Below are 17,993 nucleotides of genomic sequence, written 5' to 3'. Positions count from 1 at the left end.
CTAAAACTCAAACTGATAGAGCAAATCTAGTGCCTGATCTACGCCAGACACCGCTTCAAGATACAGCTTAGGCATCAGGCGATAACGTAACGTGAGAGTCGCCAGTGAGTCAAAAATTCCTACGCCATATTTGACCTGTAGACCCGGCAGAACATAGCCGCTGACCACCACCTGGGAGGAGTCGCCTACCCCCTGAGTATCCAGCGCCAGATTGCTGACGCCAAATGTCTCGCCGATTTTACCCACAACCTGACCACTTTGTGCAACCCCTAAGCCAATCAGCATAGAGGTCATTGCCGCGCTGTCGCTCTGCTCGCTATCCAGCCCCTGCCCGCGCAGCAGATAAGAGAGCGCCTCCTGCTGCGACATCGTCGGATCGGAGAAGATCTCGGCTTTCGGTTCATCCGCCGTACCGGTAACGCGAACCCCGGCGATAACATCGTTTTCGGTCGAGTCCGGATTACGAATCGCCTCAATGTTCAGCAGTGGTTGATCCGGCGGGCCAGAGAACAGCAGTTCGCCTTTGCGCACAATCAGATCCTGGCCATACGCATGGAAGCGCCCTTCCGGGATATTAATTTGCCCGTTCAGCCCCAGCCCTTGCTTATCCTGCGCCACTTTCAGGTCGCCGGTCAGCCGCGCTTTCAGGCCGAAAGCATCCAGTCGCACGTTATTGCCGACGTGGACCGTCAGATTGCTGTTGATCGGAATCGACGCGCTCTTTGGCTGCTCCGGTTGCAGATCGTTGTTGAGCATCACCTCATCACTGGAGACGCCCACCGCGCTTTCCGGCAGATCGTGCACCACAATGCGCGCCCATGGCACATCGACATTCCCGTCGAGCGTAAACAGGCTTGGCGTGGCTTCAAATACCACATCCGGCGAAACATCCAGCCGCACCATCGGCGGCACAGTAATGCGCACTTTACTGCCTTTCGCCGCCACGCGCGCGCGCCAGTTATCCAGTTGCCGCCAGTCAGCATCCCCGCTGAGGTTGATCTGCCCCTGCCCGGTACGCACCACGCCCTGCAACGTCGAACTCATGCCGTTGAAATTGATCGCCAACTGGCTGGGCTGCATGTCAAACGGCATAAAGTTGCCCTCGACATCCAGCCCGTTCAGCCCTAGCTGCCCGAACAATTGCGGGCTTTGTGCATTCCCCGCCAGCCGCAGGTTGGCATTCAGCGTCCCTGCCGCTTTCTCGCCACGGCTAAAGATGGCGTTGGCCATCGCCAGCGAGAAGTTACGGATATTCACATTGCCGCCCAGATTACGTCGTCCCTGCGGATCGGTAATCTGTAGCTGACCATCAAACTGTCCGTTGTTCGTCAGGCGAATCAGCCAGCCGAGATCGGCACGGTTGTTACGCAACTGCGCATTCAGGTTCAGGGTATCGAACGCCACCGGTAGCGGCGCGCCATTCACTTCCTGAGTGACCTTCACGCCGCGCCCGGAAAGCGTCACCTCGCCCTGCGGCAGGCCCTCTTTGGTGGTGTCCCAGCTCACATCCGCCTTACCGCTGAACACGCCGCTGGCCTGCGTGGTATCCGGCATAAACGGTTTGAGCATCGCCAGATCGAAGCGATTCAGATTCACTACCGCGCGCCCTTCCGCGCCTGCATCAATGGTCTGCGGCACGCACAGTTCGGCGTTGGGGTTCAGCCAGCAGTGCGGGCCGATAGCGATTTTCTGTTCCAGATTACGGTAATCGAGGGTGATTGGCCGGTTGATCGACCACGGACCAACCGGCGTGGCAAAGCGGGTATCGCTCAGCGTCCCTTTCCAGCGCTGCTGCTGGCGATCGAAGCTCCCGGCCAGATTTAACTGCCCGGAGACCGGCTCGCCCTGCACGCGCAACTGCAACTTGTGCTGCTTTTCGTTACCGTCGGCATTCAGCGTTACCAGGCTGAGGTTCACGCCCGGCTGGGCGATACGCTCAATGCGCGCGTTGAGTTTCCCGGCAATCTGATCGCTGGACGTAACGTCCCCTTCGACGCGAATGCGGGCGACAGACAGCTCCTGCCAGCGCAGCGCGTTGGCGGTAATGTCCACCAGCGCCTGCGGCGCATCGACCGTACCGCGCACTTTCACCACCCCTTTCGCCGTTCCACCGAGGCCCGGCAAGGCATTATTCAGCCCCGGCGCATCAATGTTAGCGTCGAGGTTCAAATCCTTAACCCCCAGTTCGCCTTTGATATCGGCGCTGTTTTGCCCCAGCGCCAGATGCAGGCCCGGGATCGTCCACTGCAAATAGCTGTTGCCCTTCAGTTGCCCGTCAACGCTCACTTTGTTTTGCTTCACGTTGCCGCTGAGCTTCAGCTCCGGCACATCCATCTGCCAGCTACCGCCGTACAGGCTGCCGCGGGTTTTGATCAGGCCATTCAGTTTTGACGGCCACTCAGGGAAGGTTTTTGCCGTATCAATACCGTCAAGCGTCAGTTCGCCGCGCCAGCTGATCGCCTGCTGCCAGTCGAGCAGCGCTTTCAGCTCGGTTTTCCCCTCCAGCGCGGCGATGGTTAACTTATCAAGGCTGATCTGCTGCGCGTTACCTTTACCGTCCAGCGTAATGGTTGCCGGGGGTATATCCTGCCCTTTCACCGCCGTGCGGAACGACAGCGCGTAATCGGTCATTTTGCCGGAAAAGGTCAGTCTGGTATCGTCCGCCTGCAACTGTTTTGCCCCGGTAAACGGCCAGTAAAGCTGTTGGCTCGTCAACTCAAGGTTGAGCGGTAGCCCCGCTTCGGCAAGCTGCGTTTGCGCCCGTAAGACCATATCAACCGGGCCGGAGAGATTTATGCCAACCTCAAGCTGCTTACGCATTTCGCCGCCAACTTTCAGCTTCACCTTCTCGCCCTTCAGCGGATCGATATTCAGCGTGCTGTTGAGCGTGATATCCACCGGCCAGTTATCACGCAATTGCGCACTGCCGGTGGCGTTTACCGTCCCCTGGCTGGAGTCGATATCCAGCGCATCCAGCTTCATCTGTCCGTCGATGCTGCTGACTTTCAACAGCAGGCTGCTGACCAGAAGATCGGTGTCGCCGGTCAGGCGCAACTGTTCGCCGCGGAATTCCTCAATATTGAGATTCAACGGCAGGTGCACATCGGTCATTTCCGGCAGCAGCGGTTTGTCAAACAGCGCTTTCAGCGTTTCACCCAGCGGTTTTTCCTGCGGCTGCGGGTTCTGGATCTTCGGCTCCACCACCTCTTTTTGTGCGACATCGGCCACTTTCGGCAGCGCGATTAGCAACCCTTTCAGCGAGGTCGGCGTCAGCGTCAGGTTCTTTTCTTGCCAGTTCAGCCCGGTGCTGAAATCCATCACCGATACCGTGGTGTCATCGATTTTGATATTTACATTGTTCAGCGCCACCCGGCTTAAGGTAATCGGATAGGGCGTGGAGAGATTCAGCGGCCCGCTCTCCTCTTCCTGTACGGGCGCGCTCTGCGGCATTTGTTTGCTGTCGATGGCGACATTAATCTCTTTCAGCGACAGATCGTTGACACAGAAGCTGCTGTTACGCAGGCAACCCAGTTTGACCGCAAGGTGGATCTCCCCGGCATTCACCGCGACGCCAGGCTGCGTGTAGCGCAGGTTTTTCAGCGTCAGATCGCGCCAGCCGCCGGTAACCTGGCCAATTTCCAGCCCCGGCACCCAGCGGTTTGCTGCGTTAAACAGCAGATGCAGCCCGCTGGTGGTGCCCACCAGAAAGACAACGGTTGCCAGCAGCAGCAGGATAAACACCAGTACGCCGAGGCTGATTTTCTTCCATAAACTCATAATTCTGGCCCCAGACCGATGTAAAACTGTAATCCGTGTTCATCTTTGTCGCCGACCGGCACGGCAAAATCGAGCTTGATAGGCCCGACCGGCGATTCCCAGCGCACGCCAACGCCGGTCCCGGTTTTAAAATCGCTGCGCCGGATGTCGCTGACCGCTTCGCCACTGTCAACGAATACAGCGCCCCACCATTTCCCGGTCACGTTGTACTGGTACTCCAGCGATCCGGTCGCCAGCTTGGATGCCCCGATCAGCTTGCCGTCATCATCTCTCGGCGCGATGGATTTGTATTTGTAACCGCGAATACTGCGATCGCCCCCGGCGAAGAAGCGCAGATCCGGCGGTACGCGGTTGAAATCACCGGTTTCGATCCAGCCGAGATTGCCGCGCGCCACAAAGCGGTGGCGATCGTAAAGCGTGCGGATCCAGACGTTTTGCGCCTGTAATACGAGGAAATCGACATCCGATCCCCAGGCGGTGTTGGAGTAATCGACCGAGTAGCGTTGCGAGTCGCCCCAGGTTGGCATCAGGCCGCCGCGCGAGCGGGTCCGGCTGATCATCACGCCGGGATATAGCAACATGGTGGTGTTGGTGACGCTGGCCTGCGTAAAGTGGTCGAGGCTCCAGCGCAGGTTAATCGCCCGCTGCCAGCCGCTGGAGAGATCCCAGTAGCGCGACAGCGCAAGCGTGGTGGAATCCGCTTCAGTATCGTTCAGATCGGTACGCTTAAAGCCGCCCTGCACCAGATAATATTGCTCCAGCGGGTTTTTCAGCAGCGGCATCTTATAGCTGAAATCAAGCTGCTGTTCCGGCGCCGAGACGCTCATACTGGTGGTCAGGCTGTGGCCGTAAGAGTTCATCCACGGCTTTTTCCACGTTGCTTTAACGCGCGGCCCGACATCGGTGGAGTAGCCAACCCCCGTTTCGATGGTGTTTTCCGTACGGGGTGACACCACGCCTTTCAGCGGCAGCACTTTGGTCTTACGCGCTTTATCAAATTCAGGAGCAACCACAACAGAGTTAAACCAGCCGGTGGCGGACAGGCGGCGGTTCAGCTCTGCCAGATCCTGGGTCTGGTAGTAATCCCCTTCATGAAACGGGACGAGGTTTTGCAGATATTCGTCGCGAATTTGCGAACCTTCAAAGGTCACCGCGCCAAAGCGGTAGCGCTGGCCGCTGTCGTAGTCGATATCCCAGAAGGCCTGGTGGCGCTCGAGCGCGACGCCAAGCTGGCTTTTAAGGAATTGACTGTCAAAGTAGCCTTTGCGCAGCGCCACATTAGTGAGGGATTTTTTGAAATTGTCGTAATCGCTATGGTGCAGCACGGTGCCGATGGCGGGACGCTTTTTGAGCAGCGCCAGGTAATCGCTGTCGTCACGTGCACCGCCGCGCAGGATTACGTTGGTGCCGCCAATCAACACCGGTTCGCCCGCCGAGACGCGGGCAATCAATACCTGACGCCCTTTTGCCGGCGGCGGGCGCAGTTCGAAATCAATGGTAGGTTCGTAGTAGCCTAAGGCTTTCAACCCTTCGCGGATAGCATCATCAACACGAGCCTGAAAACGCCGATCCGGCGTCACTTCATCGCTCTGGATAGTGGATAACTGAGCGCGCACATTTTTTTGCAGTTCGCCCGTTAATCCCTCCAGTTTTAATCGTACATTCGCGGCAAAAGCCGTTTCACTCGCCAGCAACAAACCAGCAAAACATAAAAGACGGATCTTTGGCACGTTCTCTCCTGAATATCCTTGTTCCCACCTCTGGAAGGAAACGTAAGCGCAGCTCCGCGCTGAGCCTGCTCGGCTTTTATGCAGAACACAGGCTGATAAAAACCCGCTAATGCAGGTTGAAAAACGGACGGCTAGCCCAAAATTTCTTATGTTTAAATCTAGCCTGATTTGTGATGTTTATTGTGTTAAAACACACGCCGCAACACAACCCTAACCGCAATTACTCTCGCCGGGAGGTATCACCGTGAGCTTTTTCAATAAAAAAGACCTTGTTTCTCAGTCAGATGCATTGCCCGGACGCAATACACCTATGCCTGTCGCCAGTTTACACGCTGTTAACGAGCATTCAATGAGCCATGTTCCGGAAGGTATGGAGATTGCGCTGTTTGCTATGGGCTGTTTCTGGGGCGTAGAGCGCCTGTTCTGGCAGTTACCTGGCGTCTACAGCACCGCTGCGGGCTACACCGGCGGCTATACGCCAAACCCGACCTACCGTGAAGTGTGCACCGGACAGACCGGCCATGCCGAAGCCGTGCGCGTGGTGTACGACCCGAAAGTGGTGAGTTACGAGCAGCTGTTGCAGGTGTTCTGGGAAAACCACGATCCGGCACAAGGAATGCGTCAGGGTAACGATCTCGGCACCCAGTACCGCTCCGCGATCTACCCGCTGACGCCGGAGCAAAACACCGCCGCGCGCGCCAGCCTTGAACGCTTCCAGGCAGCCATGCGCAGCGCCGGAGATGCACGTACCGTCACCACGGAGATCAAATCCGCAACGCCGTTCTACTACGCAGAAGATGAGCATCAGCAGTATTTGTATAAAAACCCGCATGGCTACTGCGGTATCGGTGGCATTGGGGTTTGTTTACCGCCGCAGCTTAACCCGTAAAATAGTAAGGGAATTCTCAGGCAATTCGGCGAAAACTAAGCCTCTGGCAGCTTGCGACAGGCTTACGCTATACTACCCTTCGAAATTGCCGGCCCACCGCTTCGGGCTGGCTTTCATTGTGTTTACCACATGGATTTTCAAAACCCCTTCCGAGGATCCGGTTAACAGCTGGATAAATTATGTTAAACAGCATCTTAGTCATACTCTGTCTGATCGCGGTAAGTGCGTTTTTCTCGTTGTCAGAGATCTCACTCGCCGCATCGCGAAAAATTAAGCTCAAACTGCTTGCCGATGAAGGCAACATCAACGCGCAACGCATTCTGAAAATGCAGGAAACGCCCGGCATGTTCTTTACGGTGGTGCAAATTGGCCTTAACGCCGTCGCCATTCTTGGCGGTATCGTCGGCGATGCGGCCTTCTCTCCTGTTTTTCACAGCATGTTGATCAACGTGGTTTCCCCGGAGCTGGCCGAACAGCTCAGCTTTATTATCTCCTTCTCGCTGGTGACCGGGCTGTTTATTCTGTTCGCCGACCTGACACCGAAACGCATCGGTATGATTGCGCCCGAAGCCGTGGCTTTGCGCATCATCAACCCGATGCGCTTCTGCTTGTTCGTTTTCCGCCCGCTGGTCTGGTTCTTCAACGGCCTGGCCAACGTCATCTTCCGCATTTTCAAACTGCCGATGGCGCGCAAAGACGACATCACCTCCGACGATATTTATGCCGTTGTGGAAGCCGGTGCCTTAGCCGGGGTGCTGCGTAAACAGGAACATGAACTGATTGAGAACGTGTTTGAACTGGAGTCGCGCACCGTGCCGTCGTCAATGACCTCGCGCGAGAACGTGATTTGGTTCGATCTGCATGAAGATGAACAGAGCCTGAAAAACAAAGTCTCTGAACATCCGCATTCTAAATTTCTGGTCTGTAATGGTGATATCGACCATATTGTCGGTTATGTCGATTCCAAAGATTTGCTCAACCGCGTACTGGCGAATCAAAGCATGGCGCTCAGTAGCGGCGTGCAGATCCGCAACACGCTGATCGTGCCGGACACCTTAACCCTGTCGGAAGCGCTGGAAAGTTTCAAAACCGCCGGTGAAGACTTCGCGGTGATCATGAACGAATACGCGCTGGTGGTCGGGGTTATCACCCTTAATGACGTGATGACTACGCTGATGGGCGATCTGATCGGCCAGGGGCTGGAAGAGATGATTGTCGCCCGTGATGAAAACTCATGGCTGATAGATGGCGGCACGCCGATTGATGACGTGATGCGTGTGCTGGATATCGATGAATTCCCGCAGTCCGGCAACTATGAAACCATCGGCGGTTTTATGATGTTTATGCTGCGTAAGATCCCGAAGCGCACCGATGCGGTGAAATTCTCCGGCTACAAGTTTGAGGTGGTGGATATCGATAACTACCGCATCGATCAGCTGCTGGTTACCCGTATCGACACTCGCGCGGCGGTGCTGACGCCGAAGCTGCCCGACGCGGAAGATAAAGGCGCGGCGTAATCGCCGGCAGAAATATCAACGGCCCCTGTGGGGCCGTTTTTTATAGTACTTAAACTACTGCATAGCACAACGGGTTGGTTAAGCCATCTCAGTTTGCAGACGCATAACCTGACGGTTGACTTCGGACATCACAGACAGATGCTGTTTGTCCTTCACTTTCGGGATAAGGATCTTACCCTTGTCGAACTCGAAAGCGCCAACGTCCTTGATATACAACCGTCCACGGAACAGGATTTTTACGTACTTAGCCACCTGAAGTGGGTTGTAACGCTGGAAAATTTTCATTCTTGTCTCTCCTGTAAAGCATTACGCCCTTGCGGTACCACAATCGGACCAGCGTTGATGAGCGCAAATTTTAATGCTCAATGACTATAGTTCAGAACCTCACGCATACATAGTGTGAATAACTTTATTTACCTTTTGATGACAATTATTCAGAATATTCTTTTCAGTCCCTTAATCCACGCAGTATAAAGCCATTTTTTTTCACAGTTATGTGCGTCCGCCCGCAAACTGGCATCCCGCTTGCGGGAAAAACATATAGATCGCACTTATGATTAAAACCGTAATTCAAGTGGTCGGATCACCTGCATAACGATAAGGAAACACCATGACCCTACGTTCTATCCTGGCAGCGACATGCCTGTTACTGCCGCTGATGGCTGCAGCCCATAACGTCGAAACCAATCAGCGCGTGCCGCCTGTGGGCATTACCGACAGAGGAGAGTTGATTCTTGAGAATGACAAATTTAGCTATAAAAACTGGAACAGCGCCCAGCTTCCAGGCAAGGTGCGGGTTGTACAGCATATTGCCGGTCGCACCTCTGCTAAAGAGAAGAATGCCGGGCTGATTGAAGCGATAAAAGCCGCAAATCTGCCTCATGACCGCTATCAAACCACCACCATCGTCAACACCGATGATGCCATTCCGGGCAGCGCCATGTTTGTGCGCAGCAGCATTGAGAGCAACAAGAAGCTCTATCCGTGGTCGCAATTTATCGTGGATAGCGAAGGCGTGACGCGTAAAGCGTGGCAGTTGGATGAAGAGAGTTCCGCGATTATCGTGCTGGATAAAGAAGGCCGCGTGCAGTTTGCTAAAGACGGCGGGTTGAGCCAGCAAGAGGTGCAGCAGGTGATCGACCTGCTGCACAAGTTACTCAGTAAATAGAGACCCGAAAGCCGGGGTTGAGGAAGGATTCACGCGGGGTGTAATCCAGTGTACGCCCCTGCCAGTCGTGAACATGCGCCCCGGCGGCTACCGCAACAGCATGCCCTGCCGCCGTATCCCAGACGTTGGTCGGCCCGAAACGCGGATAGAGCTGCGCTTTCCCCTCCGCAACCAGGCAGAACTTCAGCGATGAACCAATCGCCGTGGTTTGATGTTCGCCTAACTGCTGCAAATACTCTTTCAGTTCATCGTCGGCGTGGGAGCGGCTCACCACGACCAGCGGCGGACGCGCATCGCGCACGTGAATCTGCTGATGATGCCCCGCTTCTGCCTTCCACGCTTTGCCTTCAGCGGCAGAGTACATCACTTTCAGCACCGGCGCGTAAACCACGCCAAGCACAGGTTTTCCCTTTTCAATCAAGGCAATATTGACAGTGAACTCACCGTTACGCTTGATAAACTCTTTGGTGCCGTCCAGCGGATCCACCAGCCAGTAGCGTCCCCATGTCTGGCGAATATCCCACGCGGGCGGATCCTCTTCCGAGAGCACCGGAATATCCGGTGTCAGCGCCTGCAGACCGCGCACAATCACGCCGTGGGCCGCAATATCTGCGGCGGTCACCGGGGAGTCATCCACCTTGCTGGTAACCTCCATCGGTTTGTGACCGTCATACACCTGCATAATGGCGTCACCCGCTTCCCGCGCGAGTTGGCAAATTGCATCTAACATATCCACCTCTTATCTGTTCAGTGGTTTGTAACTCGTTGTTTTACTTATATCGCATTGCGCTGGAATCTGCCATCTGTGATAGCGAATGCGTTTTCTTTGCTCACTTTTATGGCAGTATTCACAGTTCTGTAAGCAACAAAATGTACATAACAATTTCTTTTGTGGCTTAGTTCGAAAAAGGATACCTCTGATGATTAAGTTTAGTGCAACGCTTCTGGCGACGCTGATTGCGGCCAGCGTGCAGGCGGCAACGGTGGATTTACGTATTCTGGAAACCACTGATTTGCATAGCAACATGATGGATTTTGATTACTACAAAGATACCGCGACGGAAAAATTCGGACTGGTGCGCACTGCCAGCCTGATCAACGCCGCGCGGGGCGAAGTCAAAAACAGCGTGCTGGTGGATAACGGCGACTTAATCCAGGGTAGCCCGCTGGGCGACTATGTGGCAGCAAAGGGGCTTAAAGCGGGAGAAATTCACCCGGTCTATAAGGCAATGAATACCCTTGATTACGCCGTTGGTAACCTCGGCAATCATGAATTCAACTACGGCCTTGATTACCTGCACAAAGCGCTGGCGGGGGCGAAATTCCCTTATGTGAATGCCAATATCATTGATGCAAAAAGCAAAAAACCGCTGTTCACGCCTTACCTGATTAAAGAGACCGCCGTGCAGGATAAAGAGGGCAACACCCACACGCTGCGCATCGGTTATATCGGTTTTGTGCCGCCGCAGATCATGGTGTGGGATAAAGCCAACCTCGACGGCAAAGTGACGGTCAACGACATCACCGAAACCGCACGCCGCTACGTGCCGGAAATGCGCGCCAAAGGTGCCGATCTGGTGGTCGTGGTGGCGCACTCCGGGCTGTCAGCGGAGCCGTATCAGGCGATGGCGGAAAACTCCGTTTACTACCTGAGCGAAGTGCCGGGCGTCGATGCCATTCTGTTTGGTCACGCTCATGCCGTCTTCCCGGGTAAAGATTTCGCCGCCATCAAAGGCGCAGATATCAGCAAAGGCACGCTGAACGGTGTTCCGTCGGTGATGCCGGGCATGTGGGGCGACCATCTCGGCGTAGTCGATCTGGTGCTGAACAACGATGCCGGCAAATGGCAGGTGACGCAATCCAAAGCCGAAGCGCGCCCCATCTACGACGCGGCGGCGAAAAAAGCCCTCGTCGGCGAAGACAGCAAGCTGGTCACGATCCTCAAACACGATCACGACGCCACGCGTCATTTTGTGGGAAAGGCGATTGGTCAGTCGGCCGACAACATGTACAGCTACCTGTCGCTGGTGCAGGACGATCCGACCGTACAGGTGGTGAATAACGCGCAAAAAGCCTACGTGGAGCACTTTATTCAGGGCGATCCGGATCTGGCGAAACTGCCGGTGCTCTCTGCTGCCGCGCCGTTTAAAGCGGGTGGACGTAAAAACGATCCGGCCAGTTTTGTTGAAGTGGAAAAAGGCCAGCTCACGTTCCGTAACGCCGCCGATCTCTACCTCTACCCCAACACACTGGTGGTGGTAAAAGCGACCGGTAAAGAGGTGAAAGAGTGGCTGGAGTGCTCTGCCGGGCAGTTCAATCAAATCGATCCGAACAGCGATAAGCCGCAAAACCTGATTAACTGGGACGGTTTCCGCACCTATAACTTCGATGTTATCGACGGCGTGAAATACCAGATCGATGTGACGCAGCCTGCGCGTTACGACGGCGAATGCCAGAGCATAAATCCGCAGGCGGAACGCATTAAGGATCTGACGTTTAACGGCAAGCCCATCGATCCGAACGCGGTTTTCCTCGTCGCCACTAATAATTACCGCGCCTACGGCGGTAAGTTTGCCGGAACGGGCGACAGCCATATCGCATTTGCTTCGCCGGATGAAAACCGCGCCGTGCTGGCAAAGTGGATCAGCGATGAAACGAAGCGCTCCGGGGAAATCCATCCCGCCGCAGATAACAACTGGCAACTGGCGCCGGTTCACGCAAGCCACAAGCTGGATATCCGTTTTGAAACCGCGCCGACGGAGAAAGCCGCCGCGTTTATTAAACAGAACGCGCGTTATCCGCTGCAAAAAGTGGGGAACGATGAAATCGGCTTTGCGATTTATAGCATCGATTTAAATAAGTCGTGATTAACCCGATCCGGGAAACCTGGCTTTTGTCGGCCAGATAAGCGCAGCGCCATCCGGCATCTTGCCCGGTGGCGCTAACGCTTACCGGGCTTATGCCACCTGTTTCGCATGATGCGCCAGCACCTGCGGAATATTCAGTTCTATCCAGTCCGCCAGCGCGGCGACCTTCTCGCTAACCTCCTCGCCGAGCGGAGTCAGACTATACTCCACATGCGGCGGTACAACCGGGTATGCGACGCGGTTAATAAAACCATCCTGCTCCAGCCATTGCAGGCTTTGCGCCAGCATCTTTTCGCTCACGCCGCCCATCTTGCGGCGCAGATCGCTAAAACGGTGCGTGCCATCGCGCAGCGCCACGAGGATCAACACGCCCCAGCGGCTGGTTACATGTTTGAGGACATCCCGCGACGGACACTGCTCGGCGAACAGGTTGCCGTCGCGTATCTGTTCACTCAGGGTCTGGGGGGCAGAAACTGTTTTCATACTTACCTTTTTGTACGTACTTACTAAAAGTTAGTTTGGATGATAGCTTACCACAACACTCACTGAACACGTAAGGAGAACACCATGATCGCACTTACCGGCGCGACCGGCCAACTGGGCCAGTTTGTGGTAGAAGAGTTGCTGAAAACCGTCGCGGCAAAACAGATTGTCGCCATTGTCCGTAACCCGGCGAAAGCCGAAGCGCTGAGCAAACAGGGCGTACTGGTGCGTCAGGCCGACTACGGCGACCAGGCCGCGCTAACGCAGGCGCTGGCGGGCGTCGATAAACTGCTGCTGATCTCCAGTAGCGAAGTGGGCCAGCGCGCCGCGCAGCACCGCAATGTGATCAACGCTGCTAAAGCCGCCGGGGTGAAATTTATCGCCTACACCAGCCTGCTGCATGCGGACAAATCCCCGCTCGGCCTGCACGTCGAACATGTTGAAACCGAGAAAATGCTCGCCGAATCCGGTATTCCGTATGCACTGCTGCGCAACGGCTGGTACAGCGAAAACTACCTTGCCAGCGCACCGGCGGCACTGGCGCACGGTGTCTTTATCGGTGCCGCAGGCGACGGCAAAATCGCTTCGGCGACCCGCGCGGATTATGCTGCCGCTGCTGCGCGTGTGATCAGCGAAGAGGGTCATGCCGGTAAGGTTTACGAACTGGCGGGCGACAACGGCTGGACGCTGAGTGAACTGGCCGCGCTGTTAAGCAAAGCCAGCGGCAAAAACATTGTCTACCAGAACCTGAGCGAAGCGGATTTTGCCGCCGCGCTGAAAGGTGCAGGCCTGCCGGACGTGTTTGCTAATCTGCTGGCGGATTCCGATGCCGGAGCCGCAAAAGGCGGTCTGTTTGACGACAGCAAAACGCTCAGCAAACTGATTGGCCGCCCGACCACGCCGATCGCTGACAGCGTCAACGCCCTGGCGTAACGGTTAAATATTGGTTAATTTTTGTAGCCTGCCGCCGGGTCATCCTGAATAATGCAGCGATGACCCGCGTGGAGATGCATTGTGGAAGGCGTACCAGAGCAGTTTAACGATGAGCGAGATCGCGCCCGCTTTCGCCACCTGGCGAAAGTGCCGGGCGTTGAGCTGTACCACGCGCATATCTCCCGTTACGCGTTCGAACCCCACACCCATGAAGCGTTTGGCATTGGCGCCATTGAAGCCGGTGCCGAACGCTTCCGCTATCGCGGCACGCAGTATGTCGCTCCGGCCAATTCCGTGGTCACCATGAACCCGGACGAGCTGCACACCGGCGAAGCCGCAGCCGACGACGGCTGGCGTTATCGCATGGTCTATCTCGATCCACAGTTGCTCGAAGAGGTGACCAGCGTCCGCCACTGGTGGTTCAGCGAGGTAATGCGTCACGATCCGCTGCGCACCCGGCAGATCTGCACGCAGATCCATGGCCTGTGGCACACCGACGATCCGCTGGCGCAGCAAGGCATTTTGCTGGATCTGATCGATACTTTTCGCCCGCTGGCGCATCACGCGCCGCAGCGCCCGGAAGGCGCACACCGTTTTGAACGCGTGCGCGACTATCTGCACGACAACTATATGCACAGCCTGACGCTGGACGAGTTAGCGAGCGTTGCTGCGCTTAGCCCGTACCATTTCCAGCGCCAGTTCAAGGCGCACTTCCACGTCACGCCGCACCAGATGTTGATGGCGATCCGCCTGTGGCGGGCAAAAGCGTTTCTCACGCAGGGCATGCCCGCCGCAGATGTCGCCGCCATGACCGGGCTGACGGATCAATCGCATCTGACACGCGCCTTTACTCACCGCTACGGCATCACGCCGGTGCGTTATCAGAAGCAAGTCACCCGCCGTTAATGCGCAATCTCATACAATATTCCGCGCCATCGCTTCCCTACACTGGCGACAGCCAATGTAAACGTGGATGGAATGATGATTAGTGGTGTGTTGTATGCCCTGCTTGCCGGGCTGTTGTGGGGGTTAATTTTCGTTGGGCCGTTGATCGTGCCGGATTACCCGGCGGTGCTGCAATCCACCGGCCGTTATCTGGCGCTGGGTTTGATCGCCCTGCCGCTGGCGTGGCTCGGGCGCGCGCGTCTGCGCCAGTTAACGCGCAGCGACTGGATGACTGCGCTGGCGCTGACAATGATGGGCAACCTGATTTATTACGTCTGCCTGGCGAGTGCCATCCAGCGTACTGGCGCGCCGGTATCGACCATGATCATCGCCACCCTGCCGGTGGTAATTCCGGTGTGCGCCAACCTGCTCTATAGCCAGCGGGACGGCAAACTCTCCTGGCGTCGGTTGGCACCCGCGCTTGCCTGCATCGCGATCGGCCTGGTGTGCGTCAATATCGCCGAACTGCGCCACGGGCTGCCGGATTTCACCTGGCGCCGTTACGGTACGGGGATCGCGCTGGCATTTACCTCGGTGGGTTGCTGGGCGTGGTATGCGCTGCGTAACGCCCGCTGGCTGCGGGAGAACCCGGATAAAAATCCGATGATGTGGGCGACAGCGCAGGCGCTGGTCACGCTGCCCGTCTCGCTGGTCGGTTATCTCGCCGCCTGCCTGTGGCTTGGCGTGCAGCAGCCCGATTTCTCCCTGCCGTTCGGCCCGCATCCGTTGGTGTTTATCGTGCTGATGTTTGCCATTGCCGTGCTCTGCTCGTGGGTGGGCGCGCTATGCTGGAATATTGCCTGCCAGCGTCTGCCAACGGTGATTGTCGGCCCGCTGATTGTTTTCGAAACGCTGGCCGGGTTGCTGTATACCTTTCTGCTGCGCCAGAGCATTCCGCCGCTGCTCACCTTTTGCGGCATTGTGCTGCTGGTGTGTGGCGTGGTGATGGCAGTGCTGTCAAAACCACAAAAAGCGAGCGTCATTCCACTACAACAGGAATAAAAAAACCCGGCATTATGCGCCGGGTTTGGTCAGCCTGAAGCGAGGATTTAGAAGGTTTCCCAGTTCGCTTCGCTAAAGCTCTCTGCGGCTTTCGCCTGCGGTTTGCTGCCTGGTTTTACCAGCGCAGGCGTGCGCACGCTGCGGCTGCGGTTGACTTTAAATACCGCTACCGTTTCCGTCAGGCGTGCGGCCTGCTCTTCCAGCGCGGCAGCGGCAGCGGCGGACTCTTCCACCAGCGAGGCGTTCTGCTGCGTAACGCGATCCATCTCAGCAACGGCCTGGCCCACCTGGTCGATACCGCGGCTCTGCTCATCCGAAGCCGATGAGATTTCGGCCATGATATCCGTCACGCGGGTAACCGCACTGACGATCTCTTTCATCGTTTCTCCGGCTTGATGTACCAGCGCAGCGCCTGCATCGACGCGGCTGCCGGAATCTTCGATCAGCCCTTTGATCTCTTTCGCCGCCTGCGCGCTGCGCTGCGCCAGCGTACGAACTTCACCAGCAACGACGGCGAAACCGCGGCCTTGTTCACCGGCGCGGGCAGCTTCAACCGCCGCGTTCAGCGCCAGGATATTGGTCTGGAAGGCGATGCCGTCGATCACGTTGGTGATTTGCGCGATTTTGCTGGAGCTGGTAGCAATTTCGTCCATCGTACGCACCACGCCATCCACAACCTGACCGCCTTTTTTCGCCGTGCCGGAGGCGTTCTGCGCCAGTTGCGTCGCCTGACGGGCGTTGTCGGCGTTCTGTTTCACCGTTGCCGTCAGCTGTTCCATACTGGCCGCAGTCTCTTCCAGCGAGGCCGCTTGCTGCTCGGTACGGGAAGAGAGATCGTTGCTACCGGCAGAGATTTCACCCGCGCCGGTATAAATGGTGTCGGCGCCATCGCGAACCACGCTGACGGTTTTCACCAGCGACTGCTGCATCTCGTGCACGTTTTGCGCCAGCAGCGCCATCTCGTTTTTGCCTTCAGCATCGATCGCGTGCGTTAAATCTCCTGCCGCAATGTGGCGGATATGTCCCATCACTTCATGCAGCGGTTTCAGCAGTACACGCTGCATCGCTATCCAGCTGACAATGATCACTGCCAGAACAACGACCATGACGACGCCCAGAATCCACAGGATACGCTGGTAATCGCTCTCGTTTTCGATCACGCCCTGGTTCGCCAGTTCGGCCTGGGCATCGCGCCACGCACGATAGCTCTTCTGCATAGCAACCTGTTTCGCTTCAGCGTTCTGGCGGAACATATCTTCCAGATTACCCGCCAGCAGCAGACGGTTCATTTCCGTCAGCGTCGCATGGTAAATGCCGTACTGTTTTTCCAGGTCACTGGAGAGATTTTCATCCAGCCCCGGCGTGTCCGGCATCGCTTTGTATTTTTCAAAATGCTTTTGCGCCTGATTCAGCAAGTCGGTCGCGGTGTTGGCCAGCTCGCTCAGTTGCCCGCCATTGATCTGGCTGGCGGCGCTGCTCTGTAAGCGCAGCATGCCGCGGTTTAACGTGACGCGTGCCTGGTTAAGGCTGATCCAGGCATCGGTGAACTCAGAAACGTTCTGGCTGGAAACCTGAGAAACGTTAAAGTTGTTTTTGTCATTATTCAGCGCGCTGACAAACACACCGGCAGAAATAAGCTGCATCGCACCCAGTACGAGCAACACCATAATTAATAAGGTAATAACTTTAATACGCTTGAACATCGTAGGCCTTCATTTGATACAGGGAATGGTCTGAGTCTCTGTATCGGCAGCGTTACGTAGTTGTTTAATCTCGATACAAAACTCTATCCAAAATTTTTCAATAAAATTACCTGCATTCAACATGTTAAACGCGAAAGATTTTTTGTGACGAATATCACTGTTTTTCGCGTAATAAAGGCATAAGTCGATTTGTTCCCACCCCAAAAGGGGTATATCATCGGCTTAAAGATGCATTTAAAATGCATCTTATAATTTCACGATGAGGTAACTGCTATGGCTTTCCGCGATCAACCCCTGGGTGAGCTGGCGCTCTCAATCCCCCGCGCCTCCGCACTGTTCCGTCAATACGATATGGACTACTGTTGCGGCGGTAAGCAGACGCTCGGCCGCTCTGCGGCGCGCAAAGAGCTGGATATTGATGTAATTGAAGCCGAGCTGGCAAAACTGGCCGAGCAGCCTATCGAGAAAGACTGGCGCGTTGCCAAACTCGCGGAAATCATCGACCACATTATCGTGCGTTACCATAATCGCCACCGCGAACAACTGCCGGAGCTGATTTTACAGGCCACCAAAGTGGAGCGCGTGCATGCCGATAAACCGAACGTACCGCGCGGATTAACCAAATATTTGACGATGCTGCACCAGGAGCTTTCCAGCCATATGATGAAAGAGGAGCAGATCCTGTTCCCGATGATCAAACAGGGCATGGGTTCGCAGGCCATGGGGCCGATCACGGTGATGGAGAGTGAACACGATGAAGCCGGTGAATTGCTGGAAGTGATTAAGCACATTACCAACAACGTCACACCGCCGCCGGAAGCCTGCACCACCTGGAAAGCCATGTATAACGGCATCAATCTGCTAATTGACGATCTGATGGAACACATCAGTCTGGAAAACAATAACCTGTTTCCGCGTGCCCTCGCAGGTGAATAATAAAAGGCGCCCAAAAGAGCGCCCTTGATTCATGGAAGTTTAG

Annotated in this window: 14 protein-coding genes; 8 read left to right on the top strand and 6 right to left on the bottom strand. The window is 55.9% G+C overall.

Annotated elements, in window-relative coordinates:
- Complete coding sequence (gene tamB / locus C0557_RS01305) at positions 1-3,777, bottom strand: translocation/assembly module TamB domain-containing protein (protein ID WP_208657230.1); 3,777 nt, start codon at positions 3,775-3,777, stop codon at positions 1-3.
- Positions 3,774-5,507, bottom strand: a complete 1,734-nt coding sequence (gene tamA / locus C0557_RS01300; RefSeq protein WP_208657229.1) for an autotransporter assembly complex family protein — start codon at positions 5,505-5,507, stop codon at positions 3,774-3,776. The genes tamB and tamA overlap by 4 nt, the downstream gene beginning before the upstream one ends.
- A gap of 244 nt (positions 5,508-5,751) precedes the next feature.
- Here tamA and msrA point away from each other — a divergent pair, with 244 nt between their 5' ends.
- Together msrA and C0557_RS01290 are read left to right on the top strand one after the other, a co-directional pair.
- Complete coding sequence (gene msrA / locus C0557_RS01295) at positions 5,752-6,396, top strand: peptide-methionine (S)-S-oxide reductase MsrA (RefSeq protein WP_208657228.1); 645 nt, start codon at positions 5,752-5,754, stop codon at positions 6,394-6,396.
- Positions 6,397-6,575: 179 nt separating this feature from the next.
- The gene (locus tag C0557_RS01290; protein WP_208657227.1) at positions 6,576-7,913 is read left to right on the top strand and encodes a hemolysin family protein; all 1,338 of its coding nucleotides are present in this window, start codon (positions 6,576-6,578) and stop codon (positions 7,911-7,913) included.
- Positions 7,914-7,991: 78 nt separating this feature from the next.
- On the opposite strand, the gene C0557_RS01285 is transcribed toward C0557_RS01290, so the two are convergent.
- Entirely contained in the window at positions 7,992-8,198 is a 207-nt protein-coding gene (locus C0557_RS01285; protein ID WP_003856054.1) for a DUF1107 domain-containing protein, read from the bottom strand.
- A gap of 325 nt (positions 8,199-8,523) precedes the next feature.
- Between C0557_RS01285 and C0557_RS01280 the strand changes: the two genes are divergently transcribed.
- On the top strand, positions 8,524-9,081 hold the full coding sequence (locus tag C0557_RS01280; protein WP_208657226.1) for a YtfJ family protein: 558 nt from the start codon (positions 8,524-8,526) through the stop codon (positions 9,079-9,081).
- On the opposite strand, the gene cysQ is transcribed toward C0557_RS01280, so the two are convergent.
- On the bottom strand, positions 9,071-9,811 hold the full coding sequence (gene cysQ / locus C0557_RS01275; protein WP_208657225.1) for a 3'(2'),5'-bisphosphate nucleotidase CysQ: 741 nt from the start codon (positions 9,809-9,811) through the stop codon (positions 9,071-9,073). The genes C0557_RS01280 and cysQ overlap by 11 nt on opposite strands.
- A 190-nt stretch (positions 9,812-10,001) precedes the next feature.
- On the opposite strand from cysQ, the gene C0557_RS01270 reads away from it, so the two are divergent.
- On the top strand, positions 10,002-11,948 hold the full coding sequence (locus C0557_RS01270) for a bifunctional 2',3'-cyclic-nucleotide 2'-phosphodiesterase/3'-nucleotidase (RefSeq protein WP_208657224.1): 1,947 nt from the start codon (positions 10,002-10,004) through the stop codon (positions 11,946-11,948).
- 90 nt (positions 11,949-12,038) lie between these two features.
- Here C0557_RS01270 and C0557_RS01265 read toward each other — a convergent pair whose 3' ends face one another.
- Positions 12,039-12,431 (bottom strand): helix-turn-helix domain-containing protein, encoded by a 393-nt coding sequence (locus C0557_RS01265; RefSeq protein WP_074774251.1) that lies wholly within the window; start codon positions 12,429-12,431, stop codon positions 12,039-12,041.
- A gap of 84 nt (positions 12,432-12,515) precedes the next feature.
- Between C0557_RS01265 and C0557_RS01260 the strand changes: the two genes are divergently transcribed.
- From C0557_RS01260 to C0557_RS01250, 3 genes are all read left to right on the top strand, one after another.
- Positions 12,516-13,364 carry an SDR family oxidoreductase gene (locus C0557_RS01260; protein WP_007372780.1) on the top strand — a complete coding sequence of 283 codons (849 nt, stop codon included), beginning with the start codon at positions 12,516-12,518 and terminating at the stop codon, positions 13,362-13,364.
- Positions 13,365-13,445: 81 nt separating this feature from the next.
- On the top strand, positions 13,446-14,270 hold the full coding sequence (locus C0557_RS01255) for an AraC family transcriptional regulator (protein WP_208657223.1): 825 nt from the start codon (positions 13,446-13,448) through the stop codon (positions 14,268-14,270).
- A 75-nt stretch (positions 14,271-14,345) separates the two neighbouring features.
- Positions 14,346-15,311, top strand: a complete 966-nt coding sequence (locus C0557_RS01250; protein WP_208662753.1) for a DMT family transporter — start codon at positions 14,346-14,348, stop codon at positions 15,309-15,311.
- 47 nt (positions 15,312-15,358) lie between these two features.
- Here the strand turns inward: C0557_RS01250 and C0557_RS01245 are convergent, their stop codons facing one another.
- Entirely contained in the window at positions 15,359-17,014 is a 1,656-nt protein-coding gene (locus tag C0557_RS01245; protein WP_208657222.1) for a methyl-accepting chemotaxis protein, read from the bottom strand.
- A gap of 273 nt (positions 17,015-17,287) precedes the next feature.
- Here C0557_RS01245 and ytfE point away from each other — a divergent pair, with 273 nt between their 5' ends.
- The gene (ytfE, locus tag C0557_RS01240) at positions 17,288-17,950 is read left to right on the top strand and encodes an iron-sulfur cluster repair protein YtfE (RefSeq protein ID WP_208657221.1); all 663 of its coding nucleotides are present in this window, start codon (positions 17,288-17,290) and stop codon (positions 17,948-17,950) included.
- Positions 17,951-17,993 lie beyond the last annotated feature (43 nt).

It is taken from the genome of Kosakonia sp. MUSA4 (genome assembly GCF_013085925.1).
GTDB lineage: Bacteria > Pseudomonadota > Gammaproteobacteria > Enterobacterales > Enterobacteriaceae > Kosakonia > Kosakonia sacchari_B.
The sequence above is the reverse complement of the archived record's forward strand: the minus strand, read 5'-3'. Positions and strand labels throughout refer to the sequence as shown.

Excerpts from the sequence above, each read along its gene's own strand:
- tamB (WP_208657230.1), bottom strand. The coding sequence starts at position 3,777 with ATGAGTTTATGGAAGAAAATCAGCCTCGGCGTACTGGTGTTTATCCTG.
- C0557_RS01290 (WP_208657227.1), top strand. The coding sequence starts at position 6,576 with ATGTTAAACAGCATCTTAGTCATACTCTGTCTGATCGCGGTAAGTGCG.
- C0557_RS01285 (WP_003856054.1), bottom strand. The coding sequence starts at position 8,198 with ATGAAAATTTTCCAGCGTTACAACCCACTTCAGGTGGCTAAGTACGTA.
- C0557_RS01280 (WP_208657226.1), top strand. The coding sequence starts at position 8,524 with ATGACCCTACGTTCTATCCTGGCAGCGACATGCCTGTTACTGCCGCTG.
- cysQ (WP_208657225.1), bottom strand. The coding sequence starts at position 9,811 with ATGTTAGATGCAATTTGCCAACTCGCGCGGGAAGCGGGTGACGCCATT.
- C0557_RS01270 (WP_208657224.1), top strand. The coding sequence starts at position 10,002 with ATGATTAAGTTTAGTGCAACGCTTCTGGCGACGCTGATTGCGGCCAGC.
- C0557_RS01265 (WP_074774251.1), bottom strand. The coding sequence starts at position 12,431 with ATGAAAACAGTTTCTGCCCCCCAGACCCTGAGTGAACAGATACGCGAC.
- C0557_RS01260 (WP_007372780.1), top strand. The coding sequence starts at position 12,516 with ATGATCGCACTTACCGGCGCGACCGGCCAACTGGGCCAGTTTGTGGTA.
- C0557_RS01250 (WP_208662753.1), top strand. The coding sequence starts at position 14,346 with ATGATTAGTGGTGTGTTGTATGCCCTGCTTGCCGGGCTGTTGTGGGGG.
- C0557_RS01245 (WP_208657222.1), bottom strand. The coding sequence starts at position 17,014 with ATGTTCAAGCGTATTAAAGTTATTACCTTATTAATTATGGTGTTGCTC.
- ytfE (WP_208657221.1), top strand. The coding sequence starts at position 17,288 with ATGGCTTTCCGCGATCAACCCCTGGGTGAGCTGGCGCTCTCAATCCCC.